This is a genomic window from Pantoea sp. 1B4, from assembly GCF_016925765.1.
Taxonomy (GTDB): domain Bacteria; phylum Pseudomonadota; class Gammaproteobacteria; order Enterobacterales; family Enterobacteriaceae; genus Pantoea; species Pantoea agglomerans.
Genome location: NZ_JAEUWZ010000001.1, coordinates 443,273 through 457,690 on the forward strand (window position 1 = coordinate 443,273; position 14,418 = coordinate 457,690).

The 14,418-nt window shown below is 57.7% G+C and carries 12 protein-coding genes and 2 pseudogenes; 4 read left to right on the forward strand and 10 right to left on the reverse strand.

What is annotated here, in order from left to right; all coding sequences use genetic code 11:
- Positions 1–121 precede the first annotated feature (121 nt).
- The 5 genes and pseudogenes from uhpT to JNO11_RS02085 form a co-directional block, all read right to left on the reverse strand.
- Positions 122–1,513, reverse strand: a complete 1,392-nt coding sequence (gene uhpT, locus JNO11_RS02065) for a hexose-6-phosphate:phosphate antiporter (RefSeq protein ID WP_010251526.1) — start codon at positions 1,511–1,513, stop codon at positions 122–124.
- 153 nt (positions 1,514–1,666) lie between these two features.
- A pseudogene (locus tag JNO11_RS02070) lies at positions 1,667–2,996 on the reverse strand (MFS transporter).
- Positions 2,997–3,005: 9 nt separating this feature from the next.
- Complete coding sequence (uhpB, locus tag JNO11_RS02075; protein ID WP_263056348.1) at positions 3,006–4,505, reverse strand: signal transduction histidine-protein kinase/phosphatase UhpB; 1,500 nt, start codon at positions 4,503–4,505, stop codon at positions 3,006–3,008.
- On the reverse strand, positions 4,502–5,095 hold the full coding sequence (gene uhpA / locus JNO11_RS02080; protein WP_325176886.1) for a transcriptional regulator UhpA: 594 nt from the start codon (positions 5,093–5,095) through the stop codon (positions 4,502–4,504). The genes uhpB and uhpA overlap by 4 nt, the downstream gene beginning before the upstream one ends.
- A 181-nt stretch (positions 5,096–5,276) precedes the next feature.
- A pseudogene (locus tag JNO11_RS02085) lies at positions 5,277–5,946 on the reverse strand (YecA family protein).
- A gap of 239 nt (positions 5,947–6,185) precedes the next feature.
- Here JNO11_RS02085 and JNO11_RS02090 point away from each other — a divergent pair.
- Positions 6,186–7,439: a serine hydrolase domain-containing protein gene (locus tag JNO11_RS02090; RefSeq protein ID WP_060681663.1), complete on the forward strand. Its 1,254-nt coding sequence runs from the start codon at positions 6,186–6,188 to the stop codon at positions 7,437–7,439.
- 132 nt (positions 7,440–7,571) lie between these two features.
- Positions 7,572–8,078: an RcnB family protein gene (locus JNO11_RS02095; protein ID WP_022625353.1), complete on the forward strand. Its 507-nt coding sequence runs from the start codon at positions 7,572–7,574 to the stop codon at positions 8,076–8,078.
- 58 nt (positions 8,079–8,136) lie between these two features.
- On the opposite strand, the gene JNO11_RS02100 is transcribed toward JNO11_RS02095, so the two are convergent.
- The 4 genes from JNO11_RS02100 to JNO11_RS02115 form a co-directional block, all read right to left on the reverse strand.
- Complete coding sequence (locus tag JNO11_RS02100) at positions 8,137–9,249, reverse strand: FAD-binding oxidoreductase (protein ID WP_022625354.1); 1,113 nt, start codon at positions 9,247–9,249, stop codon at positions 8,137–8,139.
- A gap of 19 nt (positions 9,250–9,268) precedes the next feature.
- Positions 9,269–10,030: an amino acid ABC transporter ATP-binding protein gene (locus JNO11_RS02105; RefSeq protein ID WP_010671731.1), complete on the reverse strand. Its 762-nt coding sequence runs from the start codon at positions 10,028–10,030 to the stop codon at positions 9,269–9,271.
- Positions 10,023–10,829 carry an amino acid ABC transporter permease gene (locus JNO11_RS02110; protein WP_250327726.1) on the reverse strand — a complete coding sequence of 269 codons (807 nt, stop codon included), beginning with the start codon at positions 10,827–10,829 and terminating at the stop codon, positions 10,023–10,025. The genes JNO11_RS02105 and JNO11_RS02110 overlap by 8 nt, the downstream gene beginning before the upstream one ends.
- A gap of 63 nt (positions 10,830–10,892) precedes the next feature.
- A complete protein-coding gene (locus JNO11_RS02115; RefSeq protein WP_061703603.1) occupies positions 10,893–11,705 on the reverse strand; it encodes an ABC transporter substrate-binding protein in 813 nt (270 codons plus the stop codon).
- Between the two features lie 193 nt (positions 11,706–11,898).
- On the opposite strand from JNO11_RS02115, the gene JNO11_RS02120 reads away from it, so the two are divergent.
- Positions 11,899–12,984, forward strand: coding sequence for a LacI family DNA-binding transcriptional regulator (locus tag JNO11_RS02120; protein WP_062759661.1), 1,086 nt, complete (start codon positions 11,899–11,901; stop codon positions 12,982–12,984).
- A gap of 149 nt (positions 12,985–13,133) precedes the next feature.
- On the forward strand, positions 13,134–13,847 hold the full coding sequence (locus tag JNO11_RS02125; protein WP_325176887.1) for a GNAT family protein: 714 nt from the start codon (positions 13,134–13,136) through the stop codon (positions 13,845–13,847).
- 16 nt (positions 13,848–13,863) lie between these two features.
- Here JNO11_RS02125 and JNO11_RS02130 read toward each other — a convergent pair whose 3' ends face one another.
- Positions 13,864–14,367 (reverse strand): hypothetical protein, encoded by a 504-nt coding sequence (locus tag JNO11_RS02130; RefSeq protein ID WP_325176888.1) that lies wholly within the window; start codon positions 14,365–14,367, stop codon positions 13,864–13,866.
- Positions 14,368–14,418 lie beyond the last annotated feature (51 nt).

A 14,418-nucleotide genomic window follows, 5' to 3' on the forward strand; every position in this document is an offset into this window, starting at 1 on the left:
TGAAAGGGGATGGGAGGGTTTGGCGGGCTGACTGGCAGTGATCCGATTGGTGGGGCTACAACAATGGCTGAGGGCGGAATCTGGCGGGAAAGCCCGGCTTACGCCGGGCCAGGTTTTATCTTTACGCCATCTTCAAACGCTGCAATCGTTTCTCGCGGCGAATCTTGCGCTCTTCCATCACCGCAACCAGCGCCATCAGGCAGATACAGGCGATAGCAGCGGCATCCAGTGCGGCAAAGGTGCCTGCCCAGCCGGTCAGGCCAAATATCGGCGTGCCGTCGGCAATCATGCCCAGGCCCAGTTTGGCGAAGCTGTCACCAATCAGATAGGCGAAAGTGCCTTTGATACCATCCGCTGCGCCAATCGCTTTTTTCGGTACAAAGCCGACCGCGGCGACGCCGATTAACAGCTGCGGGCCAAAGACCAGGAAGCCCAGGGCGAACAGCGACGCCAGATAGACATACTGGTTGCTGGCATGCTGATAGATCCCGAGCGTGGCAATAATCAGCGCTAACGCGACGCAGGCCACCAGCGCACGGCGGCCATTGGCCAGATCGGATAACCAGCCCCACATCAGCGTGCCCACCAGTGCGCCGACTTCAAACAGGGTAAAGCCCTGAATCGCCACCTCTTTAGAGAGTTTCAGCTCCTGGAAGGCATAAACCGTTGACCACTGATCGATCCCGATGCGCACCACATAGAGGAAGATGTTGGCGAAGCAGAGCAGCCAGATCACCTTGTTCTTCAGTACGTACTCAACAAAGATCTGCCATTTGGTCATCGACTCATCTTCAGCTTCTTTGTCCTCATCGCTCAGCTCTTCGTCAAACAACTCTTCGGCCTTGCCCAGGCCATAAGATTCCGGAGAGTCGCTACCGTAGCGCAGGCCGATAAAACCAACAATCAGCGCGATAATAGAGGGGAAGATAAACATCCCAATTACGTGGCCGTTGAACAGCACATTGGCGCCAAACAGCGCAACGCCTGCCGCACCGGCACCGCCGAGGTTGTGGGAGATATTCCACATGCCAAGATAAGTACCTCGTTTGCGGCGCGGCGTCCATTTGGTGATGGTGGAGTAACTACAGGAGCCGCCGGTACTCTGGAAGAATCCGCTTAAGGCATAGAAGGCGATCATCAGGAACAGGCTGACGGAACCGGTGCCCATGCTGGCGCTGAAACCCAGCATACAGATGGCCGAGAGGATCAGCATAAACGGCAGGAACTGCTTGGTGTTTTTGCCGTCAGCATAATAGGAGACCAGGGTTTTACCGACGCCATAGGTGATGGAGAAGCCCAGACCGATCATCCCCAGCTGCGTCATGCTCAGTCCGTAGGTGGTGATCATATCGTTCTGCGCGATATTGAAGTTTTTGCGGATCAGATACATGGTTAGGTAGCCGATAAAGACCACCAGATAGGACTGCATAAACGGCTTGAACCACATCTTGCGCCGCAGTTCGATGGGCAGATCCAGCGTCGGTCTGCGCACCTGTTTGAGGAATGCCAGCATGGAAGGGGATTCTCCTGGTTGGAATAGCTGCAATGGGCAGCGAATGGCTGGCATTGTAAAAACCTGCCGCCAGACTGGCCTGAGACAGCATCCAGGCGAAACCAGGAAAATTTCTTAGTTTTGCCCCACTCGGGGCAAAAAAGGAGAGGCGTATCACGCTTCAGGCAGGGGGCGCGGTGCCTGAGCATTTAAAAACGGCAGCAGCAGCAGGGCGGATATCCCCGCCGCCGTGGCAATCACCGCAAAGAAGCCGCTCCAGTGCCAGACGTCGATAACCCACGCCAGCGGCCAGCCGGAGAGTGACGCACCAAGATAGGCGAAAAGGCCGACGAAGCCGGTTGCCGCGCCCGCCGCATCTTTATGGGAACATTCGGCTGCCGCCATACCAATCAGCATCTGCGGGCCAAAGACAAAGAAACCGGTAGTAAAAAAAGCAGGCTGCCTGCATCACGTAACTGGTAAACGGCATCAGCCATAGTGAGCCGACGGAAAGCAAAATCCCGGCTGCAAAAATCAGGTTCATCGGGCCACGGTTGCCGTTAAACAGCTTGTCCGAGCCCCAGCCCGCGACCAGCGCACCTATCACACCGCCCAGCTCAAACAGGGTGACTACCGAGTTGGCCGTGACCAGATCTACCCCCAGCGTGTCGGAGATGTAGAGATTTCCCCAGTCATTGAGCGCAGCGCGAACCACATAGACCAGCACGTAACAGAGTGATAGCAGCCAGATATAGGGATTGAATAGCACATAGCGGGTCAGGATCGCCTTGCGACTCAGACCTGCGCCTTCCTGCTGCTGCGCCATCTCCATCTCATCCTGTCGCCAGTCGCCTACCGCGGGCAGGCCGACAGTCTGAGGCCGGTCGCGCAGACGCCAGCAGAGAAACAGTCCGGCGAGGATCGCTAAACTGCCCGCAATCATCATTCCGATTCGCCAGCCATAGTGCAGCGCCACTGCACCGATAACGATCGGGATAACCGCACCGCCAACGTTGTGCGCGGTGTTCCATAATGCCCACCAGCCGCCGCGCTCGTTGCGCGAATACCAGCTGGTCAGCAGGCGCGCGCAGACCGGCGCGCCCCAGCCCTGGAAAAAGGCGTTGATGGTCCACAGCAGCGCAAAGGCCCACAGTGAGGTGGAGAAGCCAAACAGGATATTGACCATGCCGGTAGCGATCAGCCCCAGCCCCATAAAGTAACGGGCGTTGGAGCGGTCACTGACGATGCCGGAGAAGAACTTCGACAGGCCGTAGGTGATGTAAAATAGCGTCGCCAGCAGGCCGATATCGGTGCGCATCATCACGCCACTGGCGATCACTTCCGGCGCTGCCGCGTTGAAGCTTTTGCGGGTAAAGTAGAACAGGGCATAGCCGATCCAGATGGTCGACATGATGTGCCGTCGCCAGTAGCGATAGCGGCTGTCAATCTCACTTTTGTCCTGCAGCGGAGCGGCGTTAGCGGGCGTTTTCAGAAAGTTAAACACGGTGGTTCCTCAGGCCATACGCAGCGGCAGATGCACGCTGACGCGGGTTCCATGGGTGCAGGAGATAGTCAGCGATCCGCCCAGCGCACTCACGCGTTCGCGCATCCCGACCAGACCAAAGCTCTGCTGACCGGAACCTGGCGGCAGACCGCAGCCATCATCTTCAATCACCAGCAAAACGCGACCATTCTGTTGCCAGCCTTTGAGCGTCACGGCGCTGGCGCTGGCGTGTTTCACAATGTTGTTCAGCCCCTCCTGACAGACGCGAAACAGCGTGACGCGCTGCGCTTCGCTCAGCAGCGTCTCATCAATACGCCACTCAAGGTGACTGACGATGCCGCAATCCTCCAGCTCCATCTCACGCATCAGGGAGCGAACTGCCTGTTCAAGTGACAGGTCATCTAGCTGGCGGGGTCGCAGGCGTCCCAGCAGTCGCCGCACTGAATCGTAGACACCCAGTGAGAGCTGCTCAATATGGACGCCGCTCTGGATCACCCGGCCATTATCCGGCGCCAGGCGCTGCACAATGCCCGCCTGGGTGCGTATTGCCGTAATCGTCTGACCGATATCATCGTGCAGTTCGCGTGCCACCTCCTGGCGCACATTCTCTTCTGTCTCGACCAGCCGTTCCGCCAGGCGCCGGTTGCGCGCCAGCTCACTCTGCAGCGACTGATTCAGCTCGCGCAGCCGCTGGATACCGGCACCCAGCAGCAGGCCGGTCAGGCTTTGTGCCAGTAGCGAAAGCAGGAGATCGACCGGATGATCGTGCCAGGTCTGGCTGGCGATCAGCGCGATTGCGTTCATCAGCGTCGCGATCAGCGCACCCTGCCAGCCGTAGTGCCAGGCCAGCGCAATAATCGGCAGCGCCAGACAGAATGGCGTAAAGCGCGACAGTTCAGCGGGCAGGCCAAGCTGCAACCACAGACTGATGACAAACAGCAGCAGATACCAGATAAGATGCCGGGCGCGCCAGTTGACCGGGTGCGAGACCAGCGCCGGTCCCAGCGGCTGCCAGCGGGTGCTGGTGAGATAGTGCCAGATGACCAGGCAGGTCGGGGCAAGCGTCAGACCACCGGTGAGCGTCAGCAACAGCGCGTTCAGCATCTCCTGCTGTCCCGCCCACGCCAGGGATTGCAGCAGCGCCGCGGCGATCAGAGCCGCGCCCTGGCTCAGCAGCGTGCGCCAGTCACGCTGATGGCGGTAATGGGAGATCAGCGCCACCGGCAGCAGCGTCAGTACACTGCCCGCCATTAACAGCGGCAGATGCGCCAGCGCGACCACCTTCGCCAGCCAGATCAGCATGATCCACTCAGCTGCCAGCAACACCGGCCAGTAAGCGCGTGGACATTGCAGCATCAGCCCCAGACGCAGGCCAAACGGAAATAGCAGCACCGCCAGCTCCGGGCGTTCCACCAGGTGCAGGCTGATACTCCACAGGCAGAACCAGGCCGCCGAGAAGATGAAAAAGCTGGCGACAACGGAGATCAGCCGCGAGACACAGGGGCTCATTGCCAGCCATCAAACATGCGGCGCGCCAGCTCCACATCATTGCTGACGCCGAGCTTCTCCATCAGATTCGCGCGATGGACATGTACGGTTTTCGGTGACAGCGCCAGCTCAACGGCAATTTCCTTTACCGCCATGCCCTGTGACAGTTTTTCCGCCACCTGACGTTCGCGTCGGGTCAGCGGGTCCTGCCGACCGGCGGCCAGCTTGATCGCAATCTCTGGCGTCAGATAACAGCCGCCTGTGGAGACCGTGCGCACCGCCGCGATCAGTTCATCGGGACTACAGCGTTTAGAGAGGAATCCACGCGCACCGGCATTAAGCGCCTGCTCCACCAGGGCCGGACTGTCATGGACTGACAGCATGATGGTGGCCAGGCCCGTCGGCAGCTTGCTCAGCAACTCCAGACCGGAGAGATCCGGCATCGAAATATCGCAGATACAGACCTGAACGCCCCGGCCCGGTAAACCTGCCAGCGCCTCACGGCCAGAACCAAATTCCGCTACGACCTGGAAATCCGATTCCAGGCCCAGCAACTGGGCAAAGCCGGAGCGGACGATAAGGTGATCGTCAATAAGCGCGATGGTGATCATGTTTATTCCTGGCGGGTAAAATCGCGCTTACCTTAGCGATAAGCACGAAGCTGTTCAAGTCGTGAGCAGTCTATTCAGGTAAGGGAATGAGCAGAGTGATGCAGGTCAAACTGTCGTGGATCGTGAGAGAAGCATGCCGGGCTGAATAGCCGCCCGGCAGATCGTGAGGCTAAGCAGTCGATCAGTGCAGACAGCACTGCTTATATTTTTTGCCGCTGCCGCACGGGCAGGGATCGTTGCGGCCGGGCCGCTTTCTCTGCCGCGACAGGCTTCTGGGGAACGGGAATCGCTTCTGGCTGGGAGATCCAGTGATCGTGCAGCGCCAGCGCAGCAGGACGAATAGCTTCAATGCTGGCTTCCATCTCGTCCGGCGTCATGGCATCGATCTTTTCAAGGTTCTCTTCCACGCCGTGCAGAGCGATGGCGTCCAGCGCAGGTTGCAGATCCTGCGGCAGGGCAGACCAGTCGGTCAGCGCGACACCGCGCATATAGCCGAAGCACCACTCTTCCACCACGGTAAATTCCAGACCTTCCATTTCGCGGATGCCAAACAGCGGTTCGAACTGCTCAGGGAATTCAGATAAGCGGTCAGCCACATCATTCATATGCTGGAAGCAAAGCGACATAAAGCGCGTCATTTCACGCTCGTTGCTCCATTTTGGGATCTGCTTCTCGCCACCCCACAGTGCCACCAGCCACTGGCTTGGCTCGACGGTGACGGGACCGGAGAGAACGGCAGTCAGCAGGCCGTCGAGCTCGGAGACATCAATAATCGATGCTTCGCTGCCATATTTTTCCAGCATATCTTCCAGCCATTGCAGCTCTTTTTCGGACAGTGGGCCTTCTTTCATGCGGTTGCCTCCCGGGCATTTCAAAATTTCAGCGGCGTTGAGCCTTAAAACCGCAGCAGTGTACACCCTTGTGGACTGCAACACAGCTAACCCTGTTCGGGCATGCTGCGGTGATTAAACTGCGTTTAGCACCACTTTCACCCCGTTGTGCAGGCGATAGCCCACAGCACTTTATGGTACATTTTTGCGCTCCAGCCAGACAGTTGCGTGTTAAATAATAATAAGTAAATGATTAATATATGAAAAATGGATTTACTGGCAGGCCGGCTGTTGCAGTCTCCCTTGCACGGCTGACCCCTGGCGGCCAGTGGATCAGCAGATTAATGACGCGATTCATGCCAGCCTTTATCTTCCTGCTGGCGGGATGTGGAACCCTGTCGCAAACCTCCGCCCCGGTGGGCGACCGCGTTTATCTGACACACGCCACCTTTCATGAAAATGTCGACGACATCGTGCAGCATTACATGCAACAGAAGCAGGTTCCCGGCATCAGCATTGCGGTCATTCATCGCGGTGGCCCGACCCGCTATTACGCTTTTGGCGTCACCGATCGTGTGCATCGCTATCCGATCACGCCCGATACCCTGTTTGCGCTGGGATCGCTGAGTAAAGGCGTGACGGCAGAAGTGATTATCCAGCTGGTTGATCAGGGTAAGCTGCGCTGGAGCGATACACTGGCGGATCTTCTGCCGGAAGGCGTTCGCCTCAGCGCTGACGCGCGGCGCATCACGCTGCTGCAGCTGGTGACGCACACCTCGGGTCTGCCGCGACAGGATATGGATCTGACGATGCTGCAGCAGTTCGTTCGTTATCTGGACACCGGCGAGAACTTCTATGGCAATCTTGATAGCGACAAGCTGCTGAGTTATCTGGCGGACTTCTCTGCACCTGCGGTACGCATGCCACACTACTCTAACCTCGGCTATGCGCTGCTCGGTTATATCCTGCGCACGCGTTGTCATCAGGATATTCAGACGCTGGCATCACAGCTTATCTTCACACCGTTAAAGATGAACCAAAGCAGCTTTGTACCGGAAACGCTGGCGGGCTATCCATTGCGTGCGCTGGGCCATGCAGGTGATCAGCCAAAATTAATCCGCCGCGGCACGCTGACGCCTGACTGGCATTTTCACGGCAACATGGTGGCCGCGGCCAGTCTCTACAGTAACGCGCGCGATCTGAGTGCTTATTTGCGCGCACATCTCAGCGCTACCGGTGATGCTGCGCGGGACCGGGCTTTCGCGGCGGTAGATCAGGCGTGGTATCAGCAGGGCGCGCAGGTGCAGAATATCGCCTGGGTAACCGACACTTTCGAAGAGCAGCAGATTACCTATCAGGTGGGCTATATCGGCGGCTATGCCAGTTTTATCGGCTACGATAAACGTAACGGCAATGCGATTGTGGTGCTGCAGAACGGCTTTAACTGGAGTAACTATTTAGGCATTGCGTTGTTGGTCGATCTGGCAACTCAGGATAAAGTGGTCGGACAGTGATCCGCTACCTGGCCTGTGTGCAGTAAAGTGAATAGCGCTGTTTTTCCTTACACATAGCGTCAGTGCGCCGGAACTGAAGTGCGATAAACATTGTCTTTAGCCTGACTGTCAAAATTCAACGTGGAAATCATTATGCGCAGGACTCAACGTGTACTTTTATCAATGGGATTACTGGTTGGCTCGCTGAGCCTGATCCCTGCTGTACAAGCCGCTGGCGAAGCAACGGATACCGTTCCGCCACCGCCGCAGATTCAGCCTGCTAATCCGGATGCGCAGCCCGCTACGCCTGATACGGGCAGCGTTCAGCCGGATGCCGGTGCCGCGCAAAGCCAGGCACCGACCAGCTCACAATCTAATGATGGTATTACGCCGACCACGCCGGCACCTTCCAACGGCGCGCACCCTAATTACGACCTCAGCACCATCATCATCGACTACAAACAGTACCAAATCGGTGACACAGTGCCAGAGAAGTACACCGATAAAACGTACACCATCAATGAGTGGCAAAAGCGTAATCTGCCTGCTCCGCAGGAAAATACCCACTGGGCCTATATCAACGCCAACTACATTCTTATTACCAATGACACCGGCAAAATCGTCATGGGTAAATCGGGCGATATCTTCTTCCGCGGTTAAAATAAGCGCGGTTAAAATAAGCGGTAAAAATCAGCCGGTCGTGATGACCGGCTTTTTTTTAGCTGAAACGCTCAGCACCAAAGCTTGCCAGCATCGGATGCTTTTCACCGCTTACAATCTCCTCCGCCAGCAATTCACCGACAATCAGCGCCAGGGTTGCACCCGAATGCGTGAACGCCACATAACAGCCCGGCACCTTCTGCAGTTGCCCCAGCACCGGATCGCCATCGCCCGGAATCGGCTTCAGGCCAATTTTCCAGCTCTGGACGCTGAGCGGCTCGTCACCCCGTAACAGCTGACTCGCTTCCTCGGCCAGCTTTGCTACAACCTGCTTATCAATATGGTAATCGCCTCCGGCCAGCTTCTGGATATCAGCCTCGTACCAGTCATGATCCAGGGCGTAACGGTTGCCGGGGTTTGGCCGGATGGCGGCGCGAGGCGTGTTCAGCACCGCCTTGAGTTCATGTTTGCCCGGCTCAGTGATCACCAGCATGGAGACGGGCGATCCGTTGGGAATCGTCACGCCCAGTGGCGCAATCACATCCGGTGTCCAGGGCCCGCAGGCGACCACCACCGCATCTGCCCGTAGTTCACCCAGCTCACTGCGAATGCCGCAGGCCCGGCCCTGATCGGTGATCACACTGGCTTTACCGGCGTGTTCAATCACTTCACCACCCCGCGCCCGGAACTGATTCACCAGATACTCTGACAGGTGCGGCAGACTGACCCAGCCTTCACCGGGGTTAAAAATCGCCTGCGACGGCAGCGCGTCGGGATCGATCGTCGCATCCGCCTGCGCCACGTTATCAGGGGTCATGAGTTGCGAGTCATAGCCGTGTGCTTTCTCATAGGCGTGCCGCGCCTGCGTTCCGGCTGCATCATTGCTGAACCAGCAGACCCCGCCATCAAAACGCAGCCAGTCGAGGGTGGGTTGTTGAGCAAACAGGGTGCGATAGCGATCAATGCCCGCCATGCGCAGCGCGTGATAGGGGCGGGAGCGTTCGCCCGCCGAGTTGAGCCAGGAGAGTGAACGTCCCGATGCGCCAGAACAGAGCGCGGCTTCGGTCACCAGGGTCACCGCCGCTCCCCGTTTTGTCAGCTCCAGCGCTGTCGAGACCCCTATTACGCCACCGCCCAGTACAACTACTTTCATTTCAGTTTTTACCGCCATTATCAGGTTCCTTGCTCAGTTACAGCACTTCAGAGAGAAAACGTTGCAGTCGCGGCGACTGTGGCGTATCAAAAATGGCGCCCGGCGGCCCGGCTTCAACAATCTCGCCTTCGTCCATAAACACCACCTGATCCGCCACTTTGCGCGCAAAGCCCATTTCATGTGTCACCACAACCATCGTCATGCCGCGACGACAGAGATCCGCCATCAGCGTCAGGACACCCTTCACCAGTTCGGGATCGAGCGCGGAGGTCGCCTCATCAAACAGCATGACCTCGGGATCCATCGCCAGCGCGCGGGCAATCGCGACACGCTGCTGCTGGCCGCCGGAGAGATCGCGTGGCCGGTGATCGGCGCGCTGACCCAGACCCACTTCTTCCAGCCGCTGACGCGCAATCGCCATCGCCTGCGCTTTGGGCAGGCCTTTAACCCGCCACGGTGCCAGCGCCACGTTCTCCAGCGCGCTGTGATCGGGGAAGAGATTGAAATGCTGAAACACCATGCCGATCCGTAACCGCAGCGCATCTGGCTTGTCGCGCAACACTGACCGATCAGCCAGAAGTACATCCCCCGATTGCGGTTCATGCAGCCGGTTGATGCCGCGCAGCAGCGTCGACTTACCCGAACCGGATGGCCCGATAATGCAGGTGGTGCTGCCGGGCGCGACCCGCAGCGAGACGTTACGCAACACCTCAATCGGGCCATAAGCCAGAGTCAGATCGCGCAACTCCAGGCTGGCACCGTGCCAGCTCGCGGCAGTGGTGCTGTTCAGGTTATTCATGGTTGCCTCCGATCCGGGGATGAGTGATCAGTGCGCCGCCGGGCGCTCTGACTTCATCCACCTCTTTTAAGCCACTTTGCGGGGCAGTCAGGCGACGTCGGCCGGTGCGATAACGCACATCGACATAGTTGACCATGTGCGTCAGCGGCACAGTGATAATCAGATAGAACAGCCCTGCCAGCATCAGGGGCGAGAGATTGCCGGTGAGCACCGCTGCATCCTGGCCCACGCGAAACAGTTCCCGTTGTTGTGTCATCAGGCCCAGCAGGTAAACCAGCGAGGAATCTTTAATGATGGCGATGAACTGGTTAACGATGGCGGGCAGTACGCGGCGAATCCCCTGCGGGATCACCACCAGTCGCATTGCCCGGCCATAACTCATCCCCAGCGCACGGCAGGCTTCCATCTGGCCGCGTTCAACACTCTGAATACCGGCGCGGAAAATCTCGCCCATGTAGGCGCTGGCGATCAGGCTAAGGGCGAAGATCCCCAGCGGATAGGGCGTAGGACCGAACAGCTGATAGCTAAAGCGCGCCAGGCCCTGACCAATCAGCAGAATGGTCAGAATCGATGGCAGACCGCGGAACAGATCGGTATAGAGCCGGGCAGGCAGACGCAGCCAGCGTGAGGGCGAGATGCCCATCAGCGCCAGCAGAAGGCCGAATAGCGTGCCGAGCAGCGTTGCCGCCAGCGAGATAATCACCGTGTTGACCAGCCCGGTGGTCAGCATCTGCGGCAGTACTTCCATCATTGATGGAAAATCAAAGAAGGTGCGGGAAAGAATCGTGAGCAAGTCCATCGCCGTCTCCATGCAGGGTGGGGGGATCCCCCCGGTTAACTCAGGACGCGAACGTCCGCATCTTTACTGCCCGCCAGGCAGATACTGTTTTGGCATCGGCGATCCGGGGAACCACTTCTGATAGAGCCGTTGCCAGGTGCCATCCTGCATGGCTGCTTTAATGGCGCGGTCCAGCGCGGCCTTGAAGGCGGGTTTGCCTTTGGCAATGGCAATGCCGGCCGGTGCATCAAACGAGGGGATGTCGGCGGCAGAGACCAGCTTAAAGCGGTCGGCGTAGCTTTTTGCCGCCTCGTAGTCGAGGAAGATTGCGTCGAGCGTACCGTTGTTGAGCGCAGAGACTGCGCTGTTGTTATCCGGGAAGCGTACGAGATCGGTCTGGGTGAAGTGTTCGACGGCATAGCTCTCCTGCAGCGTACCCTGAACCACCCCGAGCCGGTGTTTTGCCAGGCTGGCGACATTCTTCACGCCGCTGTCGTGGCGGGTCAGCACGGTGAGAAATCCCGCCAGATAGCCGGTTGAAAAATCCACCGTCTTTTCACGCGCAGGGGTGATGCCGATGGCCGCCACCGCCGCGTCATACTGACCGTTGGCCACCGCTGGCATGATGGCCGAGAAGTCCTGTCCAATAAAATCGACCTTATCGATCCCGATACGATGGGCGACATCTTTGAAGAATTCGACATCAAAGCCGGTGAACTGACCGCTGGCATCCGTGAAGGTGTAAGGTTTTGAGTCGCCGACGCTGGCGATGCGTAGCTGACCCGGTTCGATCAGCCCATAGGGATTGTTATCGCTGGCAGCCAGCGTACAGAACGACAGTGAACAGAGTGCGAGCGTGGTGCCGAACAGTTTGCCTAGGGTGGTTTGCGATTTCATAGCTCATCCGTTTTTGCAGGTTTAAACATCAGAGACTGTTGAGCCAGCGGTTATAATTGAGACCGGTCTCAACACAGGTGGCACCTTAAGACACTGATGTTGTGAGACCGGTCTCAAGGGGTTACAATGAGTTTAAGCACAGCCTTTTTTCGGCGTCAATATTCCTGTCATCAACCTGTGATTCAAAATAATTATGACCAGCCAGAAACGACAATCTAAAGCGCCCACCGTGGCGGATGTGGCGCGCGCAGCAAAAGTATCCAAAGCCCAGGCGGCGCGTGCGTTGGGTGGCTATGGGGCGGTCAGTGATGAGGTGCAGGAGCGGGTCAACAGCGCGGCCTCCGCGCTGGGCTACCGTCTGAATGCCCTGGCCCGCAGTATGAACACCGGTCGTTCCAATACCATCGGTGTGATTGTCGGCGACATTGAGAATCCCCATTTTGGTCTTGCGCTGCGCGGCATGGCAGATGTGGCGCGCACTGCCGGTTACCATCTGCTGCTCAGTAACAGCGATGAGAAGTTGCAGGCTGAGCAGGATGCGGTGCGGGTGATGCTGGAAAAGCGGGTCGACGGCATCATCGTTGCGCCCTGCTGTTCAGAACACCGTCACAACAGTCACCTGACTCAGGTACTGGAAGAGGGCAGAGCGCTGAAATTATTTGATCGCGCAGTAACTGACCTTGATGTGGAGGCGATCTGTTGCGAATTTACCGAAGTGGCTGCAGAAGCAACCTCGCAGTTACTGGAAGCGGGCCATCGCCACATCGCCTATATCACCAGCATGGCACTGGCAACCGACTACAGCACGCCAGGGGATTTTGGCCTGACGCCGGTCGCCCAGCGCGTGGGCGGCATGATGCAGGCATTTGCTGCCGCGGGCGTGGAATTTGATCCGACGATGGTGAAAGTGAATGCGCTGGACGAAGCGGAGATTGCCCGTATCGTGGCCGAGCTGTGGCAGCGTCCGCAGCCGCCCACTGCGCTGGTGGCTTCTGACAGCGTGGTGGCGATGTGGCTGCTGCGCGAAGTGACGCAGCGCGGACTGCGAATCCCTGCTGATCTCTCATTCGTGATGTATGACAATTTTCCGTGGAGTGAGATTGTCACGCCACCGCTGACGGTGGTAGCGCAACCGGTGTATGAGATGGGCCGTGAAGCGGCACGACGCCTGATCGCGGAGATACGCGGCGAAGCCGTCGGACCGATGCCGCGCTTTGATGCCCGTCTGATGATTCGCCAGTCCATTGCCGCACCGGCCAGCCTCATTAGTGCGGAATGATGCGGTTAACCCGGCCAGCCCGGTAACCGGTATATCGCCTGACTGATGCGTTCGCAGGCAATGGTTCTATCATTTTCGCCAGTTTTGGTCCTTTTTAATCAATTATGATCGTGGCAATCTGCAGAGATAATCTGTAGCCAGGAGACAACATGCCACAACATACCAATCAGTTCGGACAGCCGGTCGGTGAGCCAATGCCAGACTGGCAGCCCCGGCCTCTTCCCCAGCATCAGGTTTTTACTGGCGAAGTTTGTCGGCTGGAGCCGTTCAGTGTGGCGCGTCATGCTGAGGCACTGTTTGAGGCATGGGCGCTGGCTGAAGATGGGCGTGACTGGACTTACCTGCCTGCCGGTCCCTTTACCGAACGTCCGGCATGGCAGGCGTATGCCGCACAGCTTGAAATTAGTCGCGATCCGCTGCATTTTGCCGTGATCGATCTGGCCACCGACCAGGCAGTAGGCAGCCTGTCGTTAATGCGCATCCAGCTGGAACATGGCGTGATGGAAGTCGGGCATGTCATGTTTTCGGCCCGGCTGAAGCAGACCCGCATGGCAACGGAGGCGCATTTCCTGCTGATGCGTTACGCCTTTGAGACGCTGGGTTATCGCCGTTATGAATGGAAATGCGATAGCTGTAACGCCCCTTCCCGTAAGGCGGCGGCACGTCTCGGTTTCCGTTATGAAGGCGATTTCCGTCAGGCGATCGTCTACAAAGGGCGTTCACGTGACACCAGCTGGTTCTCGCTTATCGATAGCGAATGGCCGCAGGTGAAAAAGGGCCTGCAGCGCTGGCTGGCGGAGGATAACTTTACCGCCGACGGTCAGCAGCGCGAAAAGCTGGAGGCGCTGCGCGACAGACCCTGACAGGGTGATAACGGGATCACATTAAAATATCTTTCAGGACCGCCGCCAGCAGGGTGGTGGTCATGAGAATAGATAACCGTTTGATCCAGCGCATATCGGTGGTCAGGGTAACAACGTCATTTCTGAGGCTGTCCACAGCCGAAGTTAATCGGAAATTCATTTCACTGAGAGCGACATCCAGCTTATCCACCTTGGCTTCTAACTGATTAAAACGGATGGCCAGTTTGTCCGTTTTTCTTTCAACATGGCCAAGCCGCTCGTCTATCTGATGTACTTTTGTTGTGAGCTGACCAAGCCGCTCATCTATCTGATCGACTTTGGTTGTAAGCTGGCCGAGCCGAATGTCTATATGGTTGGCTTTGGTCTGAATCTGACCGAGTTGCTTTCCAACCTGCCCGCCGGGCTGCCTCTGCTGCATATCAGTAAACACCTCCACCATCGCCTCCGCTTGCTGATCGTCGATCCCTGCCTGTTGCAGCGCTTTAAAGGCTTTGTGGGTACTCATCATTGTGCTTGTCATCACGACACCTCCCTGTGCACTTCAGCGATAACGGCATCATGACAGGCAAAA